At 67.4% G+C, this 20,817-nt stretch carries 25 protein-coding genes and 1 tRNA gene; 12 read left to right on the top strand and 14 right to left on the bottom strand.

All coding sequences use genetic code 11. The features are described from left to right. Window positions 1-2 precede the first annotated feature (2 nt). Window positions 3-701, bottom strand: a complete 699-nt coding sequence (locus tag AC5Y7E_RS03125) for a S1 family peptidase (RefSeq protein WP_499917100.1) — start codon at window positions 699-701, stop codon at window positions 3-5. A 206-nt stretch (window positions 702-907) separates the two neighbouring features. On the opposite strand from AC5Y7E_RS03125, the gene AC5Y7E_RS03120 reads away from it, so the two are divergent. Then, window positions 908-1,450, top strand: coding sequence for a phage holin family protein (locus AC5Y7E_RS03120; protein WP_499947386.1), 543 nt, complete (start codon window positions 908-910; stop codon window positions 1,448-1,450). Then, window positions 1,451-2,410 carry an alpha/beta fold hydrolase gene (locus AC5Y7E_RS03115; RefSeq protein WP_499947385.1) on the top strand — a complete coding sequence of 320 codons (960 nt, stop codon included), beginning with the start codon at window positions 1,451-1,453 and terminating at the stop codon, window positions 2,408-2,410. It begins immediately after the preceding gene. Window positions 2,411-2,417: 7 nt separating this feature from the next. On the opposite strand, the gene marP is transcribed toward AC5Y7E_RS03115, so the two are convergent. Genes marP through nth form a run of 4 tightly spaced genes read right to left on the bottom strand, consistent with a single transcriptional unit; the run spans window position 2,418 to window position 5,833 of the window. Next, the gene (marP, locus tag AC5Y7E_RS03110; protein WP_499917638.1) at window positions 2,418-3,611 is read right to left on the bottom strand and encodes an acid resistance serine protease MarP; all 1,194 of its coding nucleotides are present in this window, start codon (window positions 3,609-3,611) and stop codon (window positions 2,418-2,420) included. 5 nt (window positions 3,612-3,616) lie between these two features. Next, window positions 3,617-4,432, bottom strand: a complete 816-nt coding sequence (locus tag AC5Y7E_RS03105) for an NUDIX hydrolase (protein ID WP_499947384.1) — start codon at window positions 4,430-4,432, stop codon at window positions 3,617-3,619. 30 nt (window positions 4,433-4,462) lie between these two features. Then, window positions 4,463-5,119: a TlpA family protein disulfide reductase gene (locus AC5Y7E_RS03100; protein ID WP_499947383.1), complete on the bottom strand. Its 657-nt coding sequence runs from the start codon at window positions 5,117-5,119 to the stop codon at window positions 4,463-4,465. A 33-nt stretch (window positions 5,120-5,152) separates the two neighbouring features. Then, window positions 5,153-5,833, bottom strand: a complete 681-nt coding sequence (gene nth, locus AC5Y7E_RS03095) for an endonuclease III (RefSeq protein ID WP_499917105.1) — start codon at window positions 5,831-5,833, stop codon at window positions 5,153-5,155. A gap of 189 nt (window positions 5,834-6,022) precedes the next feature. On the opposite strand from nth, the gene AC5Y7E_RS03090 reads away from it, so the two are divergent. After that, window positions 6,023-6,403 carry a hypothetical protein gene (locus AC5Y7E_RS03090; protein ID WP_499947382.1) on the top strand — a complete coding sequence of 127 codons (381 nt, stop codon included), beginning with the start codon at window positions 6,023-6,025 and terminating at the stop codon, window positions 6,401-6,403. A gap of 104 nt (window positions 6,404-6,507) precedes the next feature. After that, a complete protein-coding gene (gene crp, locus AC5Y7E_RS03085) occupies window positions 6,508-7,182 on the top strand; it encodes a cAMP-activated global transcriptional regulator CRP (protein ID WP_007772229.1) in 675 nt (224 codons plus the stop codon). A 123-nt stretch (window positions 7,183-7,305) separates the two neighbouring features. On the opposite strand, the gene AC5Y7E_RS03080 is transcribed toward crp, so the two are convergent. The 3 genes from AC5Y7E_RS03080 to sp36 are packed head-to-tail and all read right to left on the bottom strand — an operon-like array spanning window position 7,306 to window position 8,746. Continuing rightward, a complete protein-coding gene (locus tag AC5Y7E_RS03080) occupies window positions 7,306-8,109 on the bottom strand; it encodes an MBL fold metallo-hydrolase (protein WP_499947381.1) in 804 nt (267 codons plus the stop codon). Then, the gene (locus tag AC5Y7E_RS03075; protein WP_499947380.1) at window positions 8,106-8,570 is read right to left on the bottom strand and encodes a RidA family protein; all 465 of its coding nucleotides are present in this window, start codon (window positions 8,568-8,570) and stop codon (window positions 8,106-8,108) included. Before AC5Y7E_RS03075 ends, AC5Y7E_RS03080 begins: the two co-directional genes overlap by 4 nt. Window positions 8,571-8,584: 14 nt before the next feature. Next, on the bottom strand, window positions 8,585-8,746 hold the full coding sequence (sp36, locus tag AC5Y7E_RS03070) for a Sp36 family protein (RefSeq protein WP_007772224.1): 162 nt from the start codon (window positions 8,744-8,746) through the stop codon (window positions 8,585-8,587). Between the two features lie 35 nt (window positions 8,747-8,781). Here sp36 and bagA point away from each other — a divergent pair, with 35 nt between their 5' ends. After that, a complete protein-coding gene (gene bagA / locus AC5Y7E_RS03065) occupies window positions 8,782-9,801 on the top strand; it encodes an ATPase BagA (RefSeq protein WP_499917109.1) in 1,020 nt (339 codons plus the stop codon). Then, the gene (gene bagB, locus AC5Y7E_RS03060; protein ID WP_499917110.1) at window positions 9,798-10,955 is read left to right on the top strand and encodes an ATPase BagB; all 1,158 of its coding nucleotides are present in this window, start codon (window positions 9,798-9,800) and stop codon (window positions 10,953-10,955) included. The genes bagA and bagB overlap by 4 nt, the downstream gene beginning before the upstream one ends. 24 nt (window positions 10,956-10,979) lie before the next feature. On the opposite strand, the gene AC5Y7E_RS03055 is transcribed toward bagB, so the two are convergent. Continuing rightward, window positions 10,980-11,330 carry a WhiB family transcriptional regulator gene (locus AC5Y7E_RS03055; protein ID WP_007772220.1) on the bottom strand — a complete coding sequence of 117 codons (351 nt, stop codon included), beginning with the start codon at window positions 11,328-11,330 and terminating at the stop codon, window positions 10,980-10,982. Window positions 11,331-11,682: 352 nt separating this feature from the next. On the opposite strand from AC5Y7E_RS03055, the gene ponA2 reads away from it, so the two are divergent. The 4 genes from ponA2 to AC5Y7E_RS03035 all read left to right on the top strand — a co-directional run bounded on the left by ponA2 (window position 11,683) and on the right by AC5Y7E_RS03035 (window position 16,375). Beyond that, on the top strand, window positions 11,683-14,112 hold the full coding sequence (gene ponA2 / locus AC5Y7E_RS03050; RefSeq protein WP_499947379.1) for a transglycosylase/D,D-transpeptidase PonA2: 2,430 nt from the start codon (window positions 11,683-11,685) through the stop codon (window positions 14,110-14,112). Between the two features lie 57 nt (window positions 14,113-14,169). Beyond that, a complete protein-coding gene (locus AC5Y7E_RS03045; protein ID WP_499917112.1) occupies window positions 14,170-15,129 on the top strand; it encodes a metallophosphoesterase in 960 nt (319 codons plus the stop codon). Further along, window positions 15,126-16,241 (top strand): L-cysteine desulfhydrase Cds1, encoded by a 1,116-nt coding sequence (cds1, locus tag AC5Y7E_RS03040; RefSeq protein WP_499947378.1) that lies wholly within the window; start codon window positions 15,126-15,128, stop codon window positions 16,239-16,241. The genes AC5Y7E_RS03045 and cds1 overlap by 4 nt, the downstream gene beginning before the upstream one ends. Window positions 16,242-16,301: 60 nt before the next feature. Then, window positions 16,302-16,375, top strand: a tRNA-Pro gene (locus tag AC5Y7E_RS03035). A 52-nt stretch (window positions 16,376-16,427) separates the two neighbouring features. On the opposite strand, the gene AC5Y7E_RS03030 is transcribed toward AC5Y7E_RS03035, so the two are convergent. Continuing rightward, on the bottom strand, window positions 16,428-16,661 hold the full coding sequence (locus tag AC5Y7E_RS03030; protein WP_075234960.1) for a DUF7218 family protein: 234 nt from the start codon (window positions 16,659-16,661) through the stop codon (window positions 16,428-16,430). Between the two features lie 304 nt (window positions 16,662-16,965). Between AC5Y7E_RS03030 and AC5Y7E_RS03025 the strand changes: the two genes are divergently transcribed. Beyond that, complete coding sequence (locus AC5Y7E_RS03025) at window positions 16,966-17,655, top strand: GAF and ANTAR domain-containing protein (RefSeq protein ID WP_499947377.1); 690 nt, start codon at window positions 16,966-16,968, stop codon at window positions 17,653-17,655. 55 nt (window positions 17,656-17,710) lie between these two features. Here the strand turns inward: AC5Y7E_RS03025 and AC5Y7E_RS03020 are convergent, their stop codons facing one another. The 3 genes from AC5Y7E_RS03020 to AC5Y7E_RS03010 form a co-directional block, all read right to left on the bottom strand. Further along, complete coding sequence (locus AC5Y7E_RS03020; protein ID WP_499947376.1) at window positions 17,711-18,361, bottom strand: restriction endonuclease; 651 nt, start codon at window positions 18,359-18,361, stop codon at window positions 17,711-17,713. Window positions 18,362-18,467: 106 nt separating this feature from the next. Further along, window positions 18,468-18,770 (bottom strand): DUF4193 domain-containing protein, encoded by a 303-nt coding sequence (locus tag AC5Y7E_RS03015; RefSeq protein ID WP_499917116.1) that lies wholly within the window; start codon window positions 18,768-18,770, stop codon window positions 18,468-18,470. A 237-nt stretch (window positions 18,771-19,007) separates the two neighbouring features. Then, window positions 19,008-19,325, bottom strand: coding sequence for a hypothetical protein (locus AC5Y7E_RS03010; RefSeq protein ID WP_499917117.1), 318 nt, complete (start codon window positions 19,323-19,325; stop codon window positions 19,008-19,010). Between the two features lie 240 nt (window positions 19,326-19,565). Here AC5Y7E_RS03010 and AC5Y7E_RS03005 point away from each other — a divergent pair, with 240 nt between their 5' ends. Further along, a complete protein-coding gene (locus AC5Y7E_RS03005; protein ID WP_499947375.1) occupies window positions 19,566-20,249 on the top strand; it encodes an HAD family hydrolase in 684 nt (227 codons plus the stop codon). A gap of 13 nt (window positions 20,250-20,262) precedes the next feature. Here AC5Y7E_RS03005 and AC5Y7E_RS03000 read toward each other — a convergent pair whose 3' ends face one another. Then, window positions 20,263-20,763, bottom strand: a complete 501-nt coding sequence (locus AC5Y7E_RS03000; RefSeq protein ID WP_499947374.1) for a DUF6328 family protein — start codon at window positions 20,761-20,763, stop codon at window positions 20,263-20,265. Window positions 20,764-20,817 lie beyond the last annotated feature (54 nt).

Genomic DNA, 20,817 nt, shown 5'->3' with positions numbered 1-20,817 from the left:
CCTCAGCCCGGAAGTGGGCTGAACCCCGCACCGGGCCGATGTTTGGCGTTGATGTCGCCCAGGACGGCGTTGAATGACACCACAACCGCCGGCGTATGCAGCGGGATGTATTTGATGATGCAGGTCGGCAGGTTGTCGCTGAACGCTCCGTGGATCATCCCGACCAACTGATTGTTGACGGTCACCGGAGCGCCGGAGTCGCCCGGTTGACCGCAGACCTGCATGACGATGGTGCCCGGTGACTGACCCATGCCCCACGTGACGCCGCACGAATTGCCGGTCGTGCGGCCCTGTTTGCAAGCGATCTCGCCGAAGGCGGGGTCCGGGCCGACGCCCGTGATCAGGAAGCCGTTGAAGTTGGCCACCGGTGTCACCTTGGCCGGGTCGAACTTGATCACGGCGTAGTCGAGGTTGTCGTTGCCGGCCACCATGGTGCCCAACACGCCCGCGTTCTCCGCGCCCTCGGCGGTGACCTGGGCGCCGGGGCCGCCGCAGTGCGCGGACGTGAAGCCGATCAGCTCACCGGCGGCATCGCCGCCGATGGTGGTCAGGGTGCACATGGTGTCGCCGTTGATGACGATGCCCGCACCACCGCCGATCGGGATGCGCACGTCAGCGGCAGCGGCTCGGGCAAAAGAACCTAGGGCGGCCACGAGCAGGGCAACCATTGCCAGTAAGAAGCATCGGTGCGCCCTCCGCACAGCCCCACTCCTATCGGTAGGCCGGACATCACGGCCGGCTTGGCCGAGTGTAATCGCCCGGGATGTGATGTTTCGCTCCGGCGAGAGCGCGTCGGGCTCCGCGGCGTAGTGCTCGGCCGGCATCGTCTGGCTTCTCCTGTCCAGGCACCTCATGGCAACATGAACCGCGATGACCGGGAGCCGGCGATGACGAAAGAGGACCGTCTGTGAGCAAAGCCGATGACAAGAACGGTGTGCCCAGCACCCTTACCACGATTCCGTTGACGGACCCGCATGCCAAACCCGCCGAGCCGTCGATCGGTGATCTGATCAAGGATGCGACCACCCAGGTCTCCACGCTGGTGCGCGCCGAAGTCGAACTGGCCCGCGCCGAAATTACCCGCGACGTCAAAAAAGGTCTCACCGGAAGCGTCTTCTTCATCGCGGCGCTAGTGGTGCTGTTCTACTCCACCTTCTTTTTCTTCTTCTTCGTCGCCGAGCTGCTCGACACCTGGCTGTGGCGCTGGGCTTCTTATCTGATCGTGTTCGGGTTCATGGTGTTCGTCGGCGCCGTGCTGGCCCTGCTGGGCTTCCTGAAGGTGCGCCGGATCCGCGGGCCGCGTCAGACCATCGAATCGGTCAAGGAGACGCGCACCGCGCTCACGCCGGGCCACGACAAGGCCCCCGGCGACGCCAAGCAGCTCCCCGCGTCGCCCGGCCGGCACGCGAAGCCCGGAAACGGCGCTGCCGGCGATCCATCGGGTTGGTAGATGGCACCGCCGGATCCGTCGGTAACGCGCATCGAGGGGCCGTGGCGCCACCTCGATGTGCACGCCAACGGCATCCGCTTCCACGTCGTCGAGGCGCTCAACGACGCCGACGGGCCGCCCGCGACCGCCCGCCCGCTGGTGATGCTGCTGCACGGTTTCGGGTCGTTCTGGTGGTCTTGGCGCCATCAGCTACGCGGACTGCGCGGCGCGCGGGTGGTCGCCATCGACCTGCGCGGCTACGGCGGCAGCGATAAGCCGCCCCGCGGCTACGACGGCTGGACGCTGGCCGGAGACGCCGCCGGGCTGATTCGCGCGCTGGGGCATTCGTCGGCGACCTTGGTGGGCCACGCCGACGGCGGGCTGGGCTGCTGGGCCACCGCCTTGTTGCATCCGCGACTGGTGTCGGCGATCGCGCTGATCAGTTCTCCGCATCCGGCGGCGTTGCGACGATCCACGTTGACGCGGCGCGACCAGGGTTACGCGCTCTTGCCGACGCTGCTGCAGCACCAGATCCCGTTGTGGCCCGAGCGGCTGTTGACCCGGGGCAACGCCGCCGAGATCGAGCGCCTGGTCCGAAGTCGCAGCTGCGAGAAATGGCTTGCCTCCGAAGACTTCTCGGAGACCATCGGCCATTTGCGGACGGCGATCCAGATTCCGGCGGCCGCGCACAGCGCGCTGGAATACCAGCGCTGGGCCGCGCGCAGCCAGCTGCGCGACGAAGGCCGGCGTTTCATGAAGTCGATGAGCCGGCAGCTCAGCGTGCCGCTGTTGCATCTACGCGGCGAGGCGGATCCCTACGTGCTGGCCGACCCCGTCGACCGCACCCGGCGCTACGCGCCGCAGGGCCGCTACGTATCCGTCGCGGGCGCAGGGCATTTCAGCCATGAAGAGGCGCCCGAGGAAATCAACAGGCACCTGACGAAGTTCTTGGAGCAGGTGCACCTGACCCGGACGCGGTAGGCGCGGCTCAGCCGACGCAGGACCCGGTTCCCACCAGCTGGGTGTCACCGATCCTGGACAGCTGACCCGCCACCTCGTCGGCGGTCAGCACGAAGCCGGTGTCGGGGTCGTCGACCGCCGCGCCGAACACCACGCCGAGCACGTGACCGTCCAGATCGATCAGCGGGCCGCCCGAATTGCCTTGCTCCACACTGGCTCTGATCGTGTAGACGTCACGGGTGACCGGTGCGGGATCACGGTAGATGTCGGGTCCGCTCAACTTGATCAGCTCGCGGATCCTGGCCGGGGTGGCGGTGAAGTTCCCGCCACCGGGATAACCCAGAACCACAACGCTGGCACCGGTTTTCGCGTCGCCCTGGGCGAAGGCGAGTGGGGGCGGCGGCAGGTTGGGGACAGCCAGGATCGCGACGTCGACCGCCGGATCGTAGGACACCACGGTGGCGTCGAGGGGATTGCCGCTGGCATAGATCTGAACACTGTTCGAGCCGGCCACCACGTGCGCATTGGTCATCACCCGGTCGGGTGCGATCACAAATCCGCTGCCCTCCAACACTTTCTGGCAACTGGGTGCCAGGCTGCGGACCTTGACCACGCTGGGCGCGGTGGCCTGCACCACCGGGTTGCCGGCCAGCTCGGGATCGGGAGATGCGACCGGGATGACCGGGGTGCGGCTGAACGGCTCCAGCACCGCGGGCAGACCGGAGGTATTCAGCAGCGCGGACAGCCGCTTGGGCACCGTCTTGAGCCAGGGCGGCGCGACGTCGTTGACCCGAGCCAGCACTCGCGAACCGCGAACCGCGGCGGCCAGTTCCGGCTGGTCCTTGGACTGGGTCAGCGGCGTCGCCAACAACCACGCCGCGGTCAGCACCACGACGAGCTGGACCGCCACCCCGATGACCGAGTCGACCGTCCGGATGGAGCGGCTGCGGATCGCCCCGCGCACGGCCCGTCCGAGCACCACACCGGCAACCTCGCCGATGACGACGAGCGCGAGGATCAGGAACAGTGCGGCAAATAATTTCGCGCGCGGCGCGGCGATGTGGCTGACGAGGTGAGGCGCCAGCAGCACGCCCGCGATTGCGCCGAGTAGGACCCCGACGAACGACAGCAACGACCCCAGCGCGCCGGACCGCCAGCCGGAGATCGCCGCGATGAAAGCGACCGCGAGGACGGCGACATCCAGCCACTGCGACGGAGTCATGGAATTCATCGAGACCCACCGCCTTCGCCGACCAGCGCCATCGCCGCGTCCAACTCCCGCTCGTCGGTGGTGTCCCACGGTTGAGCCCAGCCGGCGACGTCCAGCAGCGCGGAAATCACCTGGCCGGTGAATCCCCAGACCAGCATCTCGTTGAGCAGAAACGCCGGCCCGGCCCACCGGCGGCCGAGATCGCCGCGGTAAACCATCAGCCGGTTGTCCGGATTGATGAAGGCGCGCAACGGAACTCGCGCCACGATCGCCGTTTCGGCGTCGTTGACGACGCCGACGGGGCCGGGATCCGGCGAGTAGGCCAGCACCGGGACCACGTGAAACTGCGACGGCGCGATGAACATCTTTTCCATCGTGGCCAAGGGAGACAGCCTGCTGACGTCGATGCCGGTTTCCTCGCGGGCCTCGCGTAACGCGGTGTCCACCGGACCGTGGTCGGTGGGATCGGAGGCACCGCCGGGGAATGCCGCCTGGCCGGCGTGGTGGCGCAGAGTTGACGCCCGCACGGTGACCAGCAGGTCGGCCTCGGCGGGGAAACCCCCGTCGCGCGGGCCGGATTCCGGACCGGAGAACAACACCAGGACGGCGGCCTCGCGGCTGGCGCCGCGCAGGTTGGCCACCGCCGATACGGCCTTGCTGGTGATCATCGCCAGCACGTCGGCCGGCAGGCGGCGCCGGGCCGCATCCGGAACGTCGTCCAGGTTGTCGATCAGCGGACGCAGCCACGACGGGCAGGCGTCAGGCCTCAGCGGAACGGTCCCGCGCGCGGGAGCGGGGTCCCCATTCCGCAGGGGCGAACCCCCAGCACTCACGGCCCCTCCAGTCGGGTTCAATTTGTCCGCTTATCCCCTGTCGTCGCCGATCGCGGCGGCGATCTCATCGGCAGTGTTGAAAGCTCGTGGCAGCGTTTGGGCAACGCTACCGTCCGGCCGCAGGACCACCGTCGCGGGCATCACATTTACCACCCGCAGCGCGGCCGCGACCCGGCGACGACCGTCCTGCAGCGTCGGCAGGCGCACCCCGAGCTCGGCCAGCCGCAGCAGCGCCGCCGTCTCGTTCTCGTCTTGATGCACCGTCACCACCATCACGTCGGAACCGGCCCGACGTTGATACTCGGCCATCGCGGGCAGTTCGGCAGCGCACGGCGCGCACCAATACGCCCACAGGTTGAGGACCACCCGGCGCCCGGCCAGCGCGCGCGCGACGTCGACCACCGATCCGTCGGCGGCGCACTCGACCGTCACCCCGCGCAGCGCCTCGGGGCCGTCGCCGGCTCCGGCGGCGGGGCACGGCGGCAGGTCGGCGCGCTTCCGCGGGCCCGACAACGCGGCGGGCGTATCGGCGTCGCGGTGTTCCCGGTCGGCCACCTTCTGATCATTCGCCGGCATCGAGGGCGAGGGAGAGTCGTCGCGCAGCTGGGCAACCAGCGCCGCGATCAGCGCCGCCACCACCGCCAGGATCGCGATGTGCCAGCGAGCCTTCCGGGTCAGCGTCGGCATTGCGGTCCCAGTGCGCGTCGTTCGCGGGCCGGCCTACAGCCCGGCCAGGGCGAGCAGGTGCTCGGTTTCCGGGCCCTTCACCAAGGGCGCGGCCAGCGCCGGCTCGGTGGGGCCGAGGCCGAAAGACGGGCAGTCTTTGGCGATCAGGCAGACGCCGCACGCCGGTTTGCGCGCGTGGCACACCCGGCGGCCGTGGAAGATCACCCGATGGCTCAGCATGGTCCAGTCGTTGCGTTCGATGAGCTCACCGACGGAGTGCTCGATCTTGACCGGATCCGTGTCCGCGGTCCAGCGCCACCGGTGCACCAGCCGCGCGAAATGGGTGTCCACGGTGATGCCGGGAATCCCGAAGGCGTTTCCCAGGATGACGTTGGCCGTCTTGCGCCCAACCCCGGGCAGGGTGACCAGCTCGGCCATGGTCGACGGCACCTCTCCGTCGAACCGTTCAACCAGGGCCTGCCCCAAACCGATCAGCGAGGACGCCTTGTTGCGAAAGAAGCCGGTCGGACGGATCAGGGTTTCCAGCTCGACGCGGTCCGCTTGCGCATAGTCCAGCGCCGACGGATACCGCTTGAACAACGCCGGCGTCGTCAAATTGACCCGCTTGTCGGTGCTCTGCGCCGAAAGGATTGTGGCGACCGTCAATTCCAGCGGCGTCGTGAAATCCAGTTCGCAGTGGGCGTCCGGAAACGCTTGTGCCAGAGCACGATTCATCCGCCTCGCCCGTCGTACCAAGCCGACTCGAGATTCCTGCGACCGACGTCGCGAATCGGCGCCACCGGGTTGGGCCGGAGTCGATTTCGAACGCCCGGACGACTTTGCCGCTGTCACCTACGACAGAGTACTGATTTCGTGATCTCGCCGAGACCCCGTGTTGATTCAAGGCGATGTTTACTCTTCGATGTGTCGTGGTTGCTGGTGGCCGGCGTTCCGGCGCTGCTGATGCTGGCGGCGCTGGGTCTCGGGAAGCTCGAGTCCGAGCTCACCCCTGCCGCTTGGCCGGTGGCCGACGCCGGCGAGCTCCTCGAGCGTGCCGACGCTGTGGATATGCACACACTCGCCGCCGAAGGCATGCCCGAGGCGCTGGAATACCTGCAACGGCGCGAGCTCGCGCAGCTGCCTGAGTCCCCGGCGAACGGGCGCGGTGGTGGCCCGCGCCACGCCGCGCCGTCGTTCGCCGTGCGCTTCGTCGACCGCGATGAAATGACGCTCCCGACCCGGATACACGGCCATTCGCACGTCAATCCGCAGTTTAGGGCACCTCGACACGCCAATCCTGTGTAGCGTTGGCACGTTAGACACAACGGCGTTCCTCTAGACTCGTCACGCGAGCAAGGGGTTAGCCTGCCCGTAGCACACTAATTTTCTGGGAAAGTTGAAGAGGCAACGTGGACGAGATCCTGGCAAGGGCAGGAATCTTCCAAGGGGTTGAACCCGGCGCAGTCACAGCGCTGACCAAGCAGCTGCAACCCGTCGACTTCCCCCGTGGACACACGGTCTTCGCTGAGGGGGAACCCGGCGACCGGCTGTACATCATCGTCGCGGGGAAGGTGAAGATCGGTCGCCGTTCACCTGATGGGCGCGAGAACCTGCTCACGATCATGGGCCCTTCGGACATGTTCGGCGAATTGTCGATCTTCGACCCCGGTCCGCGGACGTCCAGCGCCACCACCATCACCGAGGTGCGCGCGGTGTCGATGGACCGCGACGCGCTGCGGGCGTGGATCGCCGATCGTCCCGAGATCGCCGAGCAGTTGTTACGGGTGTTGGCCCGACGCCTGCGCCGCACCAACAACAACCTGGCCGATTTGATCTTCACCGACGTGCCCGGCCGGGTGGCCAAGCAGCTGCTGCAGCTCGCGCAGCGGTTCGGCACCCAAGAGGGCGGCGCCATGCGGGTCACCCACGACCTGACGCAGGAAGAGATCGCGCAGCTGGTCGGGGCCTCGCGGGAGACCGTGAACAAGGCGCTGGCCGATTTCGCCCACCGCGGCTGGATCCGCCTAGAGGGCAAGAGCGTGCTGATCTCTGACTCCGAGCGCCTGGCGCGCCGAGCGAGGTAAGCGCGGGCGAAGCCCGCGCCGGCTCTCGAGTGTGCAGCCAGGCCCTCGAGTGTGCTCATAGGGCGGGAATTCCGCGAATGTCCCGCCCTCACGACACGCTCAACGCCGTGAGCGCCTGCCGGTTTATGCCGACGGCTCCGAGCGCAGGTGATTCAGCTGCACCTGTACCGACCACTCGGCGGCCTCCCACAGTTTCTCGTCGACATCGACATAGACGTGTTCGACGATCCGGCGGGCGCTGGCGTCCTCCCCCAGCTCGCGCAACGCCGAACGGACCTGATCCAGTCGCTCCCGCCGGTGCGCGAGATAGCCCTGCGCGACGCTTTCCAGATCGGCCAGATCCGGGCCGTGTCCGGGTAGCACCGTGCGCCGGCCCAGGCCGCGCAACCGTCGCAGCGATTCCAGGTAGTCCGTCAGGCTGCCGTCCTCCTTGTCGAGGACGGCCGTGCCGCGGCCCAGGACGGTGTCGGCGGTCAACACGGCATCGTCGAGCAAAAAGGACAGCGAATCCGCGGTGTGGCCGGGGGTCGCCAGCACCTTGATCTTGAGGCCGGCGGCATCGATCACCTCGCCGTCGGTCAGCTCCCCGCCGAGGCCGCGCAGAAAACCGCTACCCGCCGAGCGCACCGTCGCGCCCGTCAGCTCGACGAGCTTGTCGATGCCGTCGGTGTGATCGCTGTGGCGGTGGCTGATCAGGACCAACGCGATACGGCCGAGCGCCGCGACCCGTGCGATGTGGTCGTCGTCGTCGGGTCCGGGGTCTACGATCACCAACTCGTCGCTGCGCGGGCCGCGCAGCACCCAGGTGTTGGTGCCCTCGAGCGTCAGCAGCCCGGGATTCTCGGCCAACAGGACCGACGCGGTCTCGGTGACCGCCCGCAGCTTGGCGTATGCGGGATGGGTCAACGACTCGGCGGCGTGGGTCACGGACGTCGGCCGACCTCCACGATCAGCTCCACTTCCACCGGCGCATCCAGTGGCAGCTCGGAGACGCCGACCGCCGAGCGCGCGTGCGCCCCCTGTTCGCCGAACACGTCGGCGAGCAGCTCGGAGGCGCCGTTGATGACGCTCGGCTGGCCGTTGAATCCCGGCGCCGAGGCGACGAACCCGACGACCTTCACCACCCGGGTCACCTCGTCGATCCCCACCAGCGAGTCGACGGCGGCCAGCGCGTTGAGCACACAGATCCGGGCCATCGCCTTGGCATCGTCGGGGCTGACGTCGGCGCCGACCTTGCCGGTGGCCGACAGCTTTCCCTCCCGCATGGGGAGTTGGCCCGCGGTGTAGATCAGGTTGCCGGTGCGCACCGCCGGTACATAGGAGGCCAGCGGCGCAACCACCTCCGGGAGCGCGAGGCCGAGCTGGCCGAGCCGGGCCGAAGCAGTCATCGGACCCGACCCTTTTACTTGGGCCGCTTCAGATACGCGACGTGCTGCTCGCCGGTCGGCCCTTGCAGCACCGACACCAGCTCCCAGCCGTCGGCGCCCCATTGGTCCAGGATCTGTTTGGTGGCATGCGTCAGCAGCGGAACGGTGACGTACTCCCATGCGGTCGGTTGGCTCATGCCGCGAGCTTATCGGGTCGGGCTAGCATGCGAAGGTGGCAACCACATCGAGCGGCGGAGCTGCCGTCGGCTGGCCATCGCGCTTGACGAAGGCCCGTTTACATTTCGTGACCGGCAAAGGCGGAACGGGTAAGTCGACCATCGCGGCCGCGCTGGCACTGACCCTGGCCGCGGGAGGACGCAAGGTCCTGCTCGTGGAAGTCGAGGGCCGCCAAGGGATTGCACAACTCTTCGATGTGCCACCCCTGCCCTATCAGGAGGTGAAGATCGCGACCGCCGAGCGCGGCGGTCAGGTCAACGCCCTGGCGATCGACATCGAGGCCGCCTTCCTGGAATACCTCGACATGTTCTACAACCTGGGCATTGCGGGCCGCGCGATGCGCCGGATCGGTGCGATCGAGTTCGCGACGACGATCGCGCCTGGCCTGCGTGACGTGCTGCTGACCGGCAAGATCAAAGAGACGGTGATACGCGTCGACAAGAACCGGCTGCCGGTTTACGACGCGATCGTCGTCGACGCCCCGCCGACCGGACGGATCGCGCGATTCCTGGATGTCACGAAGGCCGTGTCCGATTTGGCCAAGGGCGGCCCGGTGCATTCGCAGGCCGACGGCGTGGTGAAGCTACTGCACTCCGAACAGACGGCCATTCACTTAGTCACCCTGCTGGAGGCGCTGCCGGTCCAGGAGACGCTGGAAGCCATCGAGGAGCTCGCCGAGATGCAGCTGCCGATCGGCAGCGTGATCGTGAACCGCAACATTCCCTCCTACCTGCAGCCGGCCGATCTGGCGAAGGCCGCCGAGGGCGACGTCGACGCGGATTCGGTGCGTTCGGGATTGGAGAAATCCGGAATCAGCCTGAGCGACAAAGACTTTGCCGGCCTGCTGACGGAGACCATCGAGCACGCCACGGTCGTCGCCACCCGCGCCGAAATCGCCCAGCAGCTCGACGCGTTGAAGGTGGCGCGGTTGGAACTACCGGCAATCTCCGACGGGGTCGACCTCGGTAGCCTTTATGAGCTGTCGGAATCGCTTGCACAGCAGGGAGTTCGATGAGCACCACACCTAAACAGCTTGACATGGCGGCCATTCTGGCCGACACGACCAACCGCGTGGTGGTGTGCTGCGGCGCCGGCGGGGTGGGCAAGACCACCACCGCCGCCGCGATCGCGCTGCGTGCCGCCGAATACGGCCGCAACGTCTGCGTTTTGACGATTGATCCGGCCAAGCGCCTGGCGCAGGCGCTCGGGGTCAGCGACCTCGGTAACACGCCGCAACGCGTCCCGCTGGCGGCGGAGGTTCCCGGCGAGCTGCACGCGATGATGCTCGACATGCGTCGCACCTTCGACGAGATGGTGATCCAGTACTCCGGACCGGGTCGCGCACAAGCGATTCTGGAGAATCAGTTCTATCAGACCGTCGCCAGCTCACTCGCCGGCACGCAGGAGTACATGGCGATGGAGAAGCTGGGCCAGCTGCTGGCCGAGGATCGCTGGGACCTGGTGGTCGTCGATACCCCGCCGTCGCGCAACGCGCTGGACTTCCTCGACGCGCCGAAACGGCTGGGCAGCTTCATGGACAGCCGGCTATGGCGGCTGCTGCTCGCACCGGGCCGGGGCATCGGGCGATTGGTCACCGGCGCAATGGGTTTGGCGATGAAGGCGATGTCCACAATCCTGGGTTCACAGATGCTCGGCGATGCCGCGGCGTTCGTGCAGTCGCTGGACGCCACCTTCGGCGGTTTCCGCGAGAAGGCCGATCGCACCTACGCGCTGCTGAAAAGGCGTGGGACGCAGTTCGTTGTGGTGTCCGCGGCCGAACCGGACGCGCTGCGGGAGGCGGCCTTCTTCGTCGACCGGCTTTCGCAGGAAGGCATGCCGCTCGCCGGGCTGGTCTTGAACCGCACCCATCCGCCGCTGTGCTCCCTGCCGGCCGAGCGGGCGATCGACGGCAGCGAAATGCTGGAGCAGGAAGGCGACTCCGAAGCCGCGTCGCTGGCCTCGGCGGTGTTGAAGATTCACGCCGACCGTGCGCAGACCGCCAAGCGGGAGATCAGACTGCTTTCCCGATTCACCGGGGCCAATCCGCACGTGCCGGTCATCGGCGTGCCGTCCCTGCCCTTTGATGTGTCGGACCTGGAGGCGCTGCGCGCGCTCGCCGATCAGATCACTTCGGTCGTGGACGATGCGGGCCGGGCGACGGCCCGCTGAAAACCTTCCGCCCCCACGAAAGCCTCAGCCGACGCTGCGGGTGCGCCTCTTGTCGAAGAAGTCCGCCCACGACACCACCTCGGGGTGCTGCTTGAGCAGGGCGCGACGTTGCCGCTCGGTCATGCCGCCCCACACCCCGAACTCGACCTTGTTGTCCAGCGCGTCCGCCCCGCACTCCTGCATCACCGGGCAGTGCCGGCAGATCACCGCAGCTTTGCGCTGGGCCGCTCCTCGGACAAACAGTTCGTCGGGATCGGTGGTCCGGCATAGCGCTTTTGAGACCCAAGCGATCCGTTCCTCGGCATCGACACTGCGAAGTACCCCTTGTGCGGCTGCAATGTTTGTCCTACGCGCCGCCGGCCGTATTGGTGACACGAACTGTTCCCTTTCCCTTTCGGCCGCCCGACACGGCCGCCCTCCTCGGGTGCAGATCCCGACTTAGCGATCTACGCCACACCATGTACATCGGTGTTACCTGAATCTCACCGTGTGTCTAAGTTAGGTGGTCAGGTGGCAATTGCGCAACAGTCCGATAACGCTTTTTTTGGGACGGGCGTGCCGTCTCGTACCAAATGGCGGGCGCGGAAGTGGTCGTGGGCGGTAAGGTGCGCGCGGCGTGACGCGACCGCAAATTTCGCACCCACCGGCGCCCGGCGCTCCGATAGACACATTTTATGAGCGAACGCGCAGCGTGGCGGCGTGACTGAGGGCCGCTAATGTAGTAGCCATGTCTGACCGCCCCCCGGCCGCACTCACCATCCTCAAGCTCGCGGGGCTGTGCTTGCTGGCCAGCGTCGTCGCCACGGCGCTGCTGTTCCCGTTCGCCGGCGGCATCGGACTCGTTTCCAATCGGGCCTCGGAAGTGGTTGCCAACGGCTCGGCTCAGCTTCTCGAGGGTGAGGTGCCGGCGGTGTCGACGATGGTCGACGCCAAAGGCAACACCATCGCCTGGCTGTACTCCCAGCGCCGGTTCGAGGTGCCAAGCGACAAAATCGCCAACACGATGAAGCTGGCGATCGTGTCCATCGAGGACAAGCGGTTCGCCGAGCACAACGGCGTGGACTGGAAAGGCACCCTGACCGGGCTGGCGGGCTATGCGCGCGGCGACGTCGACACACGCGGCGGCTCGACCATCGAGCAGCAGTACATCAAGAACTACCAGTTGCTGGTGACGGCGAAGACCGACGCCGAGAAGCGCGCGGCCATCGAAACGACCCCGGCGCGCAAGCTGCGCGAGATCCGCATGGCACTGACGCTGGACAAGACGTTCACCAAGCCAGAGATCCTGACCCGGTATCTGAACCTGGTCTCGTTCGGCAACGGCTCGTTCGGCGTGCAGGACGCGGCGCAGACCTACTTCGGCATCAACGCCTCCGACCTGAACTGGCAGCAGGCGGCGCTGCTGGCCGGCATGGTTCAGTCGACCAGCGCGCTCAACCCGTACATCAATCCCGATGGAGCGTTGGCGCGGCGAAACCTGGTGCTGGACACCATGATCGAGAACATTCCGCAGGAGGAGGACGCGCTGCGCGCCGCCAAGGCCGCGCCGCTCGGGATCCTTCCGCAGCCCAACGAGTTACCCCGCGGCTGCATCGCGGCGGGCGATCGCGCGTTCTTCTGCGACTACGTCCAGGAGTACTTGTCCCGGGCCGGGATCAGCAAGGAACAGGTGGCGCGGGGTGGTTACACCATCAAAACCACGCTGGACCCGGACGTGCAGATCCCGGTCAAGGCAGCCATCGACAAGTTCGCCAGCCCGACGCTGCCCGGGATTTCGAGCGTGATGAGCGTGCTCCAGCCGGGCAAGACGTCGCACAAGGTGATGGCCATGGCCAGCAACCGCACCTACGGGCTCGACGTCGACGCCGGTCAAACCATGCGCCCGCAGCCTTTCTCGCTGGTCGGCGACGGCGCGGGATCCGTCTTCAAGATCTTCACCACGGCCGCGGCATTAGACATGGGGATGGGCATCAACGCCACCCTCGAGGTGCCGGGCCGGTTCCAGGCGAAGGGCATGGGTAGCGGTGGGGCCAAGGGCTGCCCGAAGGACAACTGGTGCGTGGTCAACGCCGGCAACTACCGCGGGTCGATGAACGTCACGGACGCGTTGGCCACCTCGCCCAACACCGCGTTCGCCAAGCTGATCCAGCAGGTCGGCGTGACGCGCACGGTGGACATGGCGATCAAACTCGGGCTGCGGTCCTACGCCGACCCGGGCACCGCCCGCGACTACAACCCGGACAGCAACGAGAGCCTGGCCGACTTCGTCAAACGGCAGAACATCGGGTCGTTCACGCTGGGGCCGATCGAGGTGAACGCGCTGGAGCTGTCCAACGTCGCGGCCACCCTCGCCTCGGGCGGCACCTGGTGCCCGCCCAATCCGATCGACAAGCTGGTCGACCGCAAGGGCAATGAGGTCGCGGTGACCACCGAGACCTGCGACCAGGTGGTGCCCGAGGGCCTGGCGAACACTCTGGCCAACGCGATGAGCAAGGACGCCCTGGGCGGCGGAACCGCGGCCGGGTCGGCCGGTGCGGCGGGCTGGGACCTGCCGGTGTCCGGCAAGACGGGGACCACCGAGGCGCACCGCTCGTCGGGCTTCGTGGGGTTCACCAACCACTACGCGGCGGCGAACTACATCTACGACGACTCCCCCAACCCCACCGATCTGTGCTCGGCCCCGCTGCGCCATTGCGGCGAGGGCGACCTGTACGGCGGTAATGAACCGGCGCGCACGTGGTTCACCGCGATGAAGCCGATCGCCAACAACTTCGGGCCGGTGCAGTTGCCGCCGACCGACCCTCGTTACGTCGACGGGTCACCCGGCTCGCGGGTGCCCAGCGTCGCCGGCCTGGATATCGACGCCGCGCGCCAGCGCATCAAGGAGGCGGGATTCCAGGTCGCCGACCAGAACAACTTCGTCAACAGCAGTGCGAAGCAGGGCGAGGTGGTCGGAACAACCCCGAGCGGGGCGACGATCCCTGGCTCGATCATCACCATCCAAGTCAGCAACGGCATACCGCCTGCCCCGCCGCCACCGCCGGAAGGCGCCCCGCCGCCGGTCGGCTCGCAGGTCGTCGAGATTCCGGGGCTGCCGCCGATCACCATTCCGCTGCTGGCGCCACCGCCACCGGCACCCGGCCAGCCACCCCCATAGGCGTCGCGACGCCAAGAGTCACGTTGCCGGTCGGCGAGCGGCAGTAGGCTTGCCGGCATGGCTGACGTTTTGCCCGTCCTGATACGTGCTGGCGCCGCCGCGCTCGGTTCGAGCGTCGCCGGCCTTGGCTATGCCGCGGTCATCGAGCGCAACGCGTTCGTCCTGCGCGAGATCACCATGCCCGTGCTGACCCCGGGCTCGACCCCCTTGCGGGTGCTGCATATCAGCGACCTCCACATGACGCCCGGCCAGCGCCGCAAGCAGGCGTGGCTGCGCGAGTTAGCCGGCTGGGAACCGGATCTGGTGGTCAACACGGGTGACAACCTGGCCCACCCCAGGGCGGTGCCGTCGGTCATCCAGGCCCTGGGCGACCTGCTATCGCGACCGGGCGTCTTCGTGTTCGGCAGCAACGACTACTTCGGGCCGCGGCTGAAGAATCCGCTGAACTACGTGACCAACCCGTCGCACCGCGTTCGGGGCGAACCGCTTCCCTGGCAGGACCTGCGGGCGGCGTTCACCGAGCGGGGCTGGCTCGACCTCACCCACACCAGGCGCGAGTTCGAGGTGGCGGGTCTGCACATCGCCGCCGCGGGCGTGGACGACCCGCACATCGATCGCGACCGCTACGAAACCGTCGCCGGCCCGGCCAGTCCGGCCGCGAATCTGCGGCTGGGACTGACCCATTCGCCGGAGCCGCGGGTGCTGGACCGCTTCGCCGCCGACGGCTATCAGCTGGTGATGGCCGGGCACACCCATGGCGGTCAGGTGTGCCTGCCGCTCTACGGCGCACTGGTGACCAACTGCGGTCTGGACCGCTCCCGCGCGAAGGGGCCGTCCCGCTGGGGCGCGAACATGCGGTTACACGTTTCCGCCGGGATCGGCACCTCGCCGTTCGCGCCGGTGCGCTTCTGCTGCCGACCGGAGGCCACGTTGCTGACGTTGATCGCCGCCCCGATGGGTGACCGCGACGCGGCCAGCGATCTGAGCCGTTCGCAGCCAACAGCATCGGTGCGTTGACCGGCCAGACCCGGATCGCGGGCCGCAACCGGTCGCGCTGCTGGACAGACGACGCGATCCGGCTGATCCAGGCCGATGCGCGCCGTAGCGCCGACACCCATCTGCTGCGCTATCCGCTGCCCTGCTCGTGGAGCGCGGGCGGCCCCGGCGCTCAGGTCGCGCTGTACCTGAAAGACGAGACGACACACATCACCGGCAGTCTCAAGCACCGGTTGGCCCGCTCGTTGTTCCTCTACGCGCTGTGCAACGGCTGGATCGACGAGGGCACCACGGTGGTCGAGGCGTCATCGGGCTCGACGGCGGTCTCAGAGGCCTATTTCGCGGCACTGCTCGGCTTGCCGTTCGTCGCCGTGATGCCCGCGGCGACGAGCGCGTCGAAAGTGGCGCTGATCGAAGCCCACGGTGGCCGTTGCCATTTCGTGCAGAGCTCCGGCGAGGTCTACGCCGAGGCCGAGCGGGTCGCGCGCGAAACGGGCGGGCACTACCTGGACCAGTTCACCAACGCCGAGCGCGCCACCGACTGGCGGGGAAACAACAACATCGCCGAGTCGATCTTCGACCAGATGCGCGAAGAGCGTTACCCCGTCCCGGACTGGATCGTGGTCGGAGCGGGCACCGGCGGAACCAGCGCCACGATCGGCCGCTACATCCGCTACCGACGCCACGCCACCCGGCTGTGCGTCGTCGACCCGGAGAACTCCGCGTTCTTTCCCGCCTACGCCGAGGACCGCTACGACATCGTGATGCCCACCTCGTCGCGCATCGAGGGCATCGGCCGGCCGCGGGTGGAGCCATCGTTTCTGCCCGGCGTGGTCGACCGCATGGTGGCCGTTCCGGACGCGGCTTCGATCGCGGCCGCCCGGCACGTGAGCACCGTCCTGGGGCGCCGGGTCGGGCCGTCGACGGGCACCAACATGTGGGGGGCGTTCGGCCTGATCGCCGAAATGGTCGCCGAGGGCCGCGCCGGCTCGGTGGTGACGCTGCTCGCCGACAGCGGCGACCGCTACCGCGACACCTATTTCAGCGACGAATGGGTAGCGGAGCAGGGATTGGATCCGACGAGCGCGGCCCAGGCCCTGGTCGAGTTCGAGCGATCGTGCTCCTGGAAGTGATCGGGGCACCGCGATTTGGCCAGCCGACCGCCCGGTGCGATAGGCTGTCGAAGCTTCAAGCGGGGTGTGGCGCAGCTTGGTAGCGCGCTTCGTTCGGGACGAAGAGGCCGTGGGTTCAAATCCCGCCACCCCGACCCAGGAAGCCTGACCAGCAGTACTACGGTCAGTGCTTCTCCGCGATCAGGTCTAGCTCGACTTCTTGCCGCCTTTGCGCCCTGCGGCCTTCTTCTGGGACTGGTTGCCGCCGCTACCGCTACCGCTGCTACGGCTGCTCTGGCTGCTGCCCGAACTCTTGCCGCCCCTGCTGGAGGCGCCAGGCGAGTTCGATATCGCCGCCGCACGCGACTTGCTCATACCCTTCTTGCGCAGCCCCTCATATTGTTTGTCGTTCTTGACGCTCGACCCATGATCTTTCGTCACCTCGGACTCCTTTACCTCACGCAGCGGATACCCGTTTCCACCGCGGAGAACAGTTTTTGCGGAGTCGCGCCTCGAACACATCGCGTAGGTCGAGCCCCGGCACATCGAGCACTGATCAAAGCGCTGAGTCGGGCGCAATCACCCGAAACCGGGCCGATATAGTGGATCTCACCGTAATGCTGAGCAAACAGCATTGACATTCGTCGCCGTCAAAATCCGAAGTGATCGCCTCGCGAGACCGCAGGCTGCGCAAACGGCACGGGGTAATGCCTGCACCGGTCTCGAAGCAAGAGGGCGACACTCAGTGACCAATTTCGACGATCTCACCCTGCTCACCGACGTCTTGCGCGCCATCTATTCGGCGGACGCCGGGGCATTCCCCCGGGTGCTGGACGACCTGACCAGCGCCGCCGCGCGCTGGGTGCCGGGCGCGCAGGAAGCGGGGATCACCGTCACCAGCCGGCAGAACGAGGTCAGCACCCCGTCGGTCACGCACGAGTGCGCCCGGTTGCTCGACGAGTTCCAGCAGCGCCACCTCGAAGGGCCCTGCCTTCACGCCGCATGGACCCGCAAGGTCGTCGTCATCGACGACCTTGAAGCCGACGCCCGCTGGCCCAGGTATCGGGCCGACGCGCTCGCGCACACACCGATTCGCAGCGTGCTGTCGCTGCCCATGTTCGCCGACGAGTTGAGCATGGGTGCGCTGAACTTCTACGCCGAAAGCCCGCAGTCGTTCTCCGAAGACTCTCGCCGGGTCGCCGCCATGTTCGCGACGCTGGGCGCCCTGGCATGGAGCAACGTCGTGCGGACCCAACAGTTTCGGGAGGCGCTGAGCACCCGCGACACGATCGGACAGGCCAAGGGCATCCTCATCGAACGCTACGACCTCGACGATCAGACCGCCTTCAACACCCTGATCAAACTCTCGCAGAGCATGAACACCCCGCTGCGGGATGTCGCGCGCCGGGTGATCGAGGACGCTACTCGGCGGTGACGTCGCGGCGTGGCCGCCTTACCGGGCCGAACATGCTGTGACCCAACCTATCTCGCTAGGCTTCCCATTCCGGTTCAAGCCGCTGTGTCTTGACGTGCGGCGGCGAGATCCCCTGCGCCCGCCGCGAACCCCGCACGGCGATGGGCTGAATGCGCGTCCAGCTTTGCAATTGCGTGCGCCCCACCAGCCGGCACTGGTGGGTGCGTGCCAATCGGCGGGCCGCCTTCGTGAAGGTCTGGTTGGTGACGACGACAGTCCGGTTACAGCCGTGCTGCAGCGCCCCGGCCACGACCTGTTGGACGGCGGCGACACCGACGGCCTTGATCAGCCTTTTGCATTGGACCGCCATCCGGACGCCGTCTTTTCTGGCGATCAGATCCACGCCGTAGTCACCGGTGCTGGCCGTGGGTGCGACGCTGTAGCCCGCGATGCGAAGCTGTGCCGCAACGAATTCCTCGAACTCGATGCCGGACATCCGGTCGATTGCCCGCAGCCCCGACTTCGCGTATTTGAGATCGCGTCGCCGGTGCGCGTCGACCTCGTAGCGGTCCCGTTGCAACGAGAGCCACCACAGGAGGGCCACCGAGGCGGCGAGCCCACCGATCCCGGCCAAGCAACCAGCCGGCAGACTGCCGGTGGCGTTCTGCGTGAAATACCAAGGGAGCACTAATCCCAGCACGAGGAGCGACCCGAGTACCTTCTCCATTGGTCGCTGAACCTAGCGGATACCACTGACAATTCGGCGCAATCGGCGCACGTTCGCGGGGTCGGGCCACCGCATCGGGCGGCTCGGCCCGCCTAAGGAGCGGGTGTCAGGCGCAGTCGGCGCACACCGGTAGACCGGAGCTGGAGGCGCGCAGCCGGCTACGGTGCTGTACCAAAAAGCAGCATGAGCACGTGAACTCGTCGGCGCGTTGGGGGATCACCGTCACCGACAGCTCTTCCCCGGACAGGTCGGCGCCCGGCAGTTCGAAGAAGTGCACATCGTTGGGGTCCTCGTCGACCACGCCGGTCACGGACCCCTGCAGGGTCGGCGCCAGTTCGCGAAGCGAGGGCTTGTCCTGGGTGTCGGCGTCGGATACACGGCGTGCGTCGTAGTCAGTGGTGGTCGCCATCGGAGTTCCTTCCTGCTAGGAAAACGGGCTGACGCACTTTCCTGTACTCACCCGTGGCGCAGGCAGTACCCAGTTCGCGGGCGGACTACACCGATGCGGCCCGAAAAAGTTGCGGCGACCGAGAAACGGCCGACGGCGACGTCTCGCCCGGTGCTTGCCCGGGGAAGCGCGTCAGCGCCTGCCGATGATCGTTAGCTCGCGCGCGGTGCGTCGCACGCGCGGCAAACATTCGGATGCTCAGCTGCTGGGCGGCGGCGCGGGCTCATCGGAATGCGCAGCGTGCCACCGGAGTTCGGCGTCGCGGACCTTGCGGTGGGCACGCACCAGCCACGCTGCGCTCAGCGCACCGAGTGCGACCGCCACGATCAGGGCGATGGCGCCGGTCGCCAAATGCCCGGCCGCCACGGAGAACAAGCCCACGGTCAGCGCTATCACCGCGAGGGCCGAACCGGCCAGGCCGGGGACGTTGGCGCCGTTCTTGAGGGACTCGCCGGCGTGCTGACGAGTGGTCCGGGCGTGGTCGACTGGGGCGTCCTTGCGGTAATCCAACGTCATTCCTCGTCGAAGTCATTGTGTGCCAACCATTTTCGTCCCGCACATGGCTGTGGTCGGCTCCGCCCGCTAGGCGAGCCGGACCCCCGTGATGCGCGGATCACCATCGAGGTGTACCCGTCGGCCCGGTGGTCAAACGAAGCCACGGCCGTGTCAGCGATGGCAGGCATGGTATGCCGGACACATGACTTCACGATCGCACGCGGAAAACCGCCCCGAAACCGACGCAGGGAGCCCGCACTGATGGCGCGTGGGGACACACCCGCCGTCCTGTTCGACGTCGACGGCACCCTGGTGGATTCCAACTATCTGCACGTTCATGCCTGGCAGCGCGCATTCGACGACGAAGGCATGATGATGCCGTCCTGGCAAATTCATCGGTGTATCGGCATGGACGGATCCCGGCTGGTCCGGAAGCTTTCCGATGACGCCCCCGACGACGTGCGGGAGCGGCTCAGCGACAAGCACAGCGAGTACTACCGGGAAATCACTCCGCTGCTGCAGCCGTTGCCCGGCGCCCGCGACCTGCTGCACCGCGTCGCCGGCCTGGGCTTACAGGTCGTGCTGGCCAGCTCGGCGCCCGAAGACGAACTGGAAATTCTGCGCAAGGTGCTCGACTGCGACGACGTCATCTCCGAGACGACGTCCTCGCGGGACGTCGACACCGCCAAACCCGAACCCGGGATAGTGCAGGTGGCCCTGGACCGCGCCGGCGTCGATGCCGAGCACGCCGTGTTCGTCGGCGACGCCGTCTGGGACGCACACGCCGCGGCCGGTGCGCGATTGCCGTGCATCGGGCTGCGCAGCGGCGGCATCGCCCGCGCGGAGCTGCAGGAGGCCGGCGCCGACCCTGTCTTCGACGACCCCCGCGACCTGCTCGAGCACCTGGAATCCACCCGAATTGCCGCACTTGCGCAGCGAGGCTGACCGGCGACCTCGCTCACTCGCCGTGCGTGCGCAGCACCAGCGGCAGCACCCACCAGAAGAAGACGAACAGCGGCAGCGCGCACGCTCCGGCTATCAGGCCGACATTTGGCCCTGCCACCGCGGCGAAGATGATCGTGGTCAGGCCGATCACCGCCAGACCGAGCAAACCCAGGCCGGCGAAGGCACAACGGTGTGCGGCCGACACGAGGACCTGGAGCCGGTGGCGCCGAAAAAGCATCCGGTGCATGGCGACCGGCGCGATCAGCAACAAAGTCGCGCACACCGCGGATACCACGGTCGCCAGATAGATGATGCGCATCGGCGGTCCCAATACGTCGAAGCGCTGCTGGAACGGCAGTGTCAACAGGAATCCGGTCAGTAGCTGCACCCCGGTCTGGACGACCCGCAGCTCCTGCAGCAGGCTGTTCCAATTGCGGTCCAGCCGTTGAACTTCGGTTTCGTCCCGCTCACGGCGATCCCACCGCTGGTCTTCTTGCGGATGGTCGACGTCCATACCCTGATCATCGCACCTGAGTCGGGTGTGAACACCGGATCGGACGGGCCCGGC

The organism is Mycobacterium sp. NGS17, from assembly GCF_059813205.1.
The sequence above is the reverse complement of the archived record's forward strand: the minus strand, read 5'-3'. Positions and strand labels throughout refer to the sequence as shown.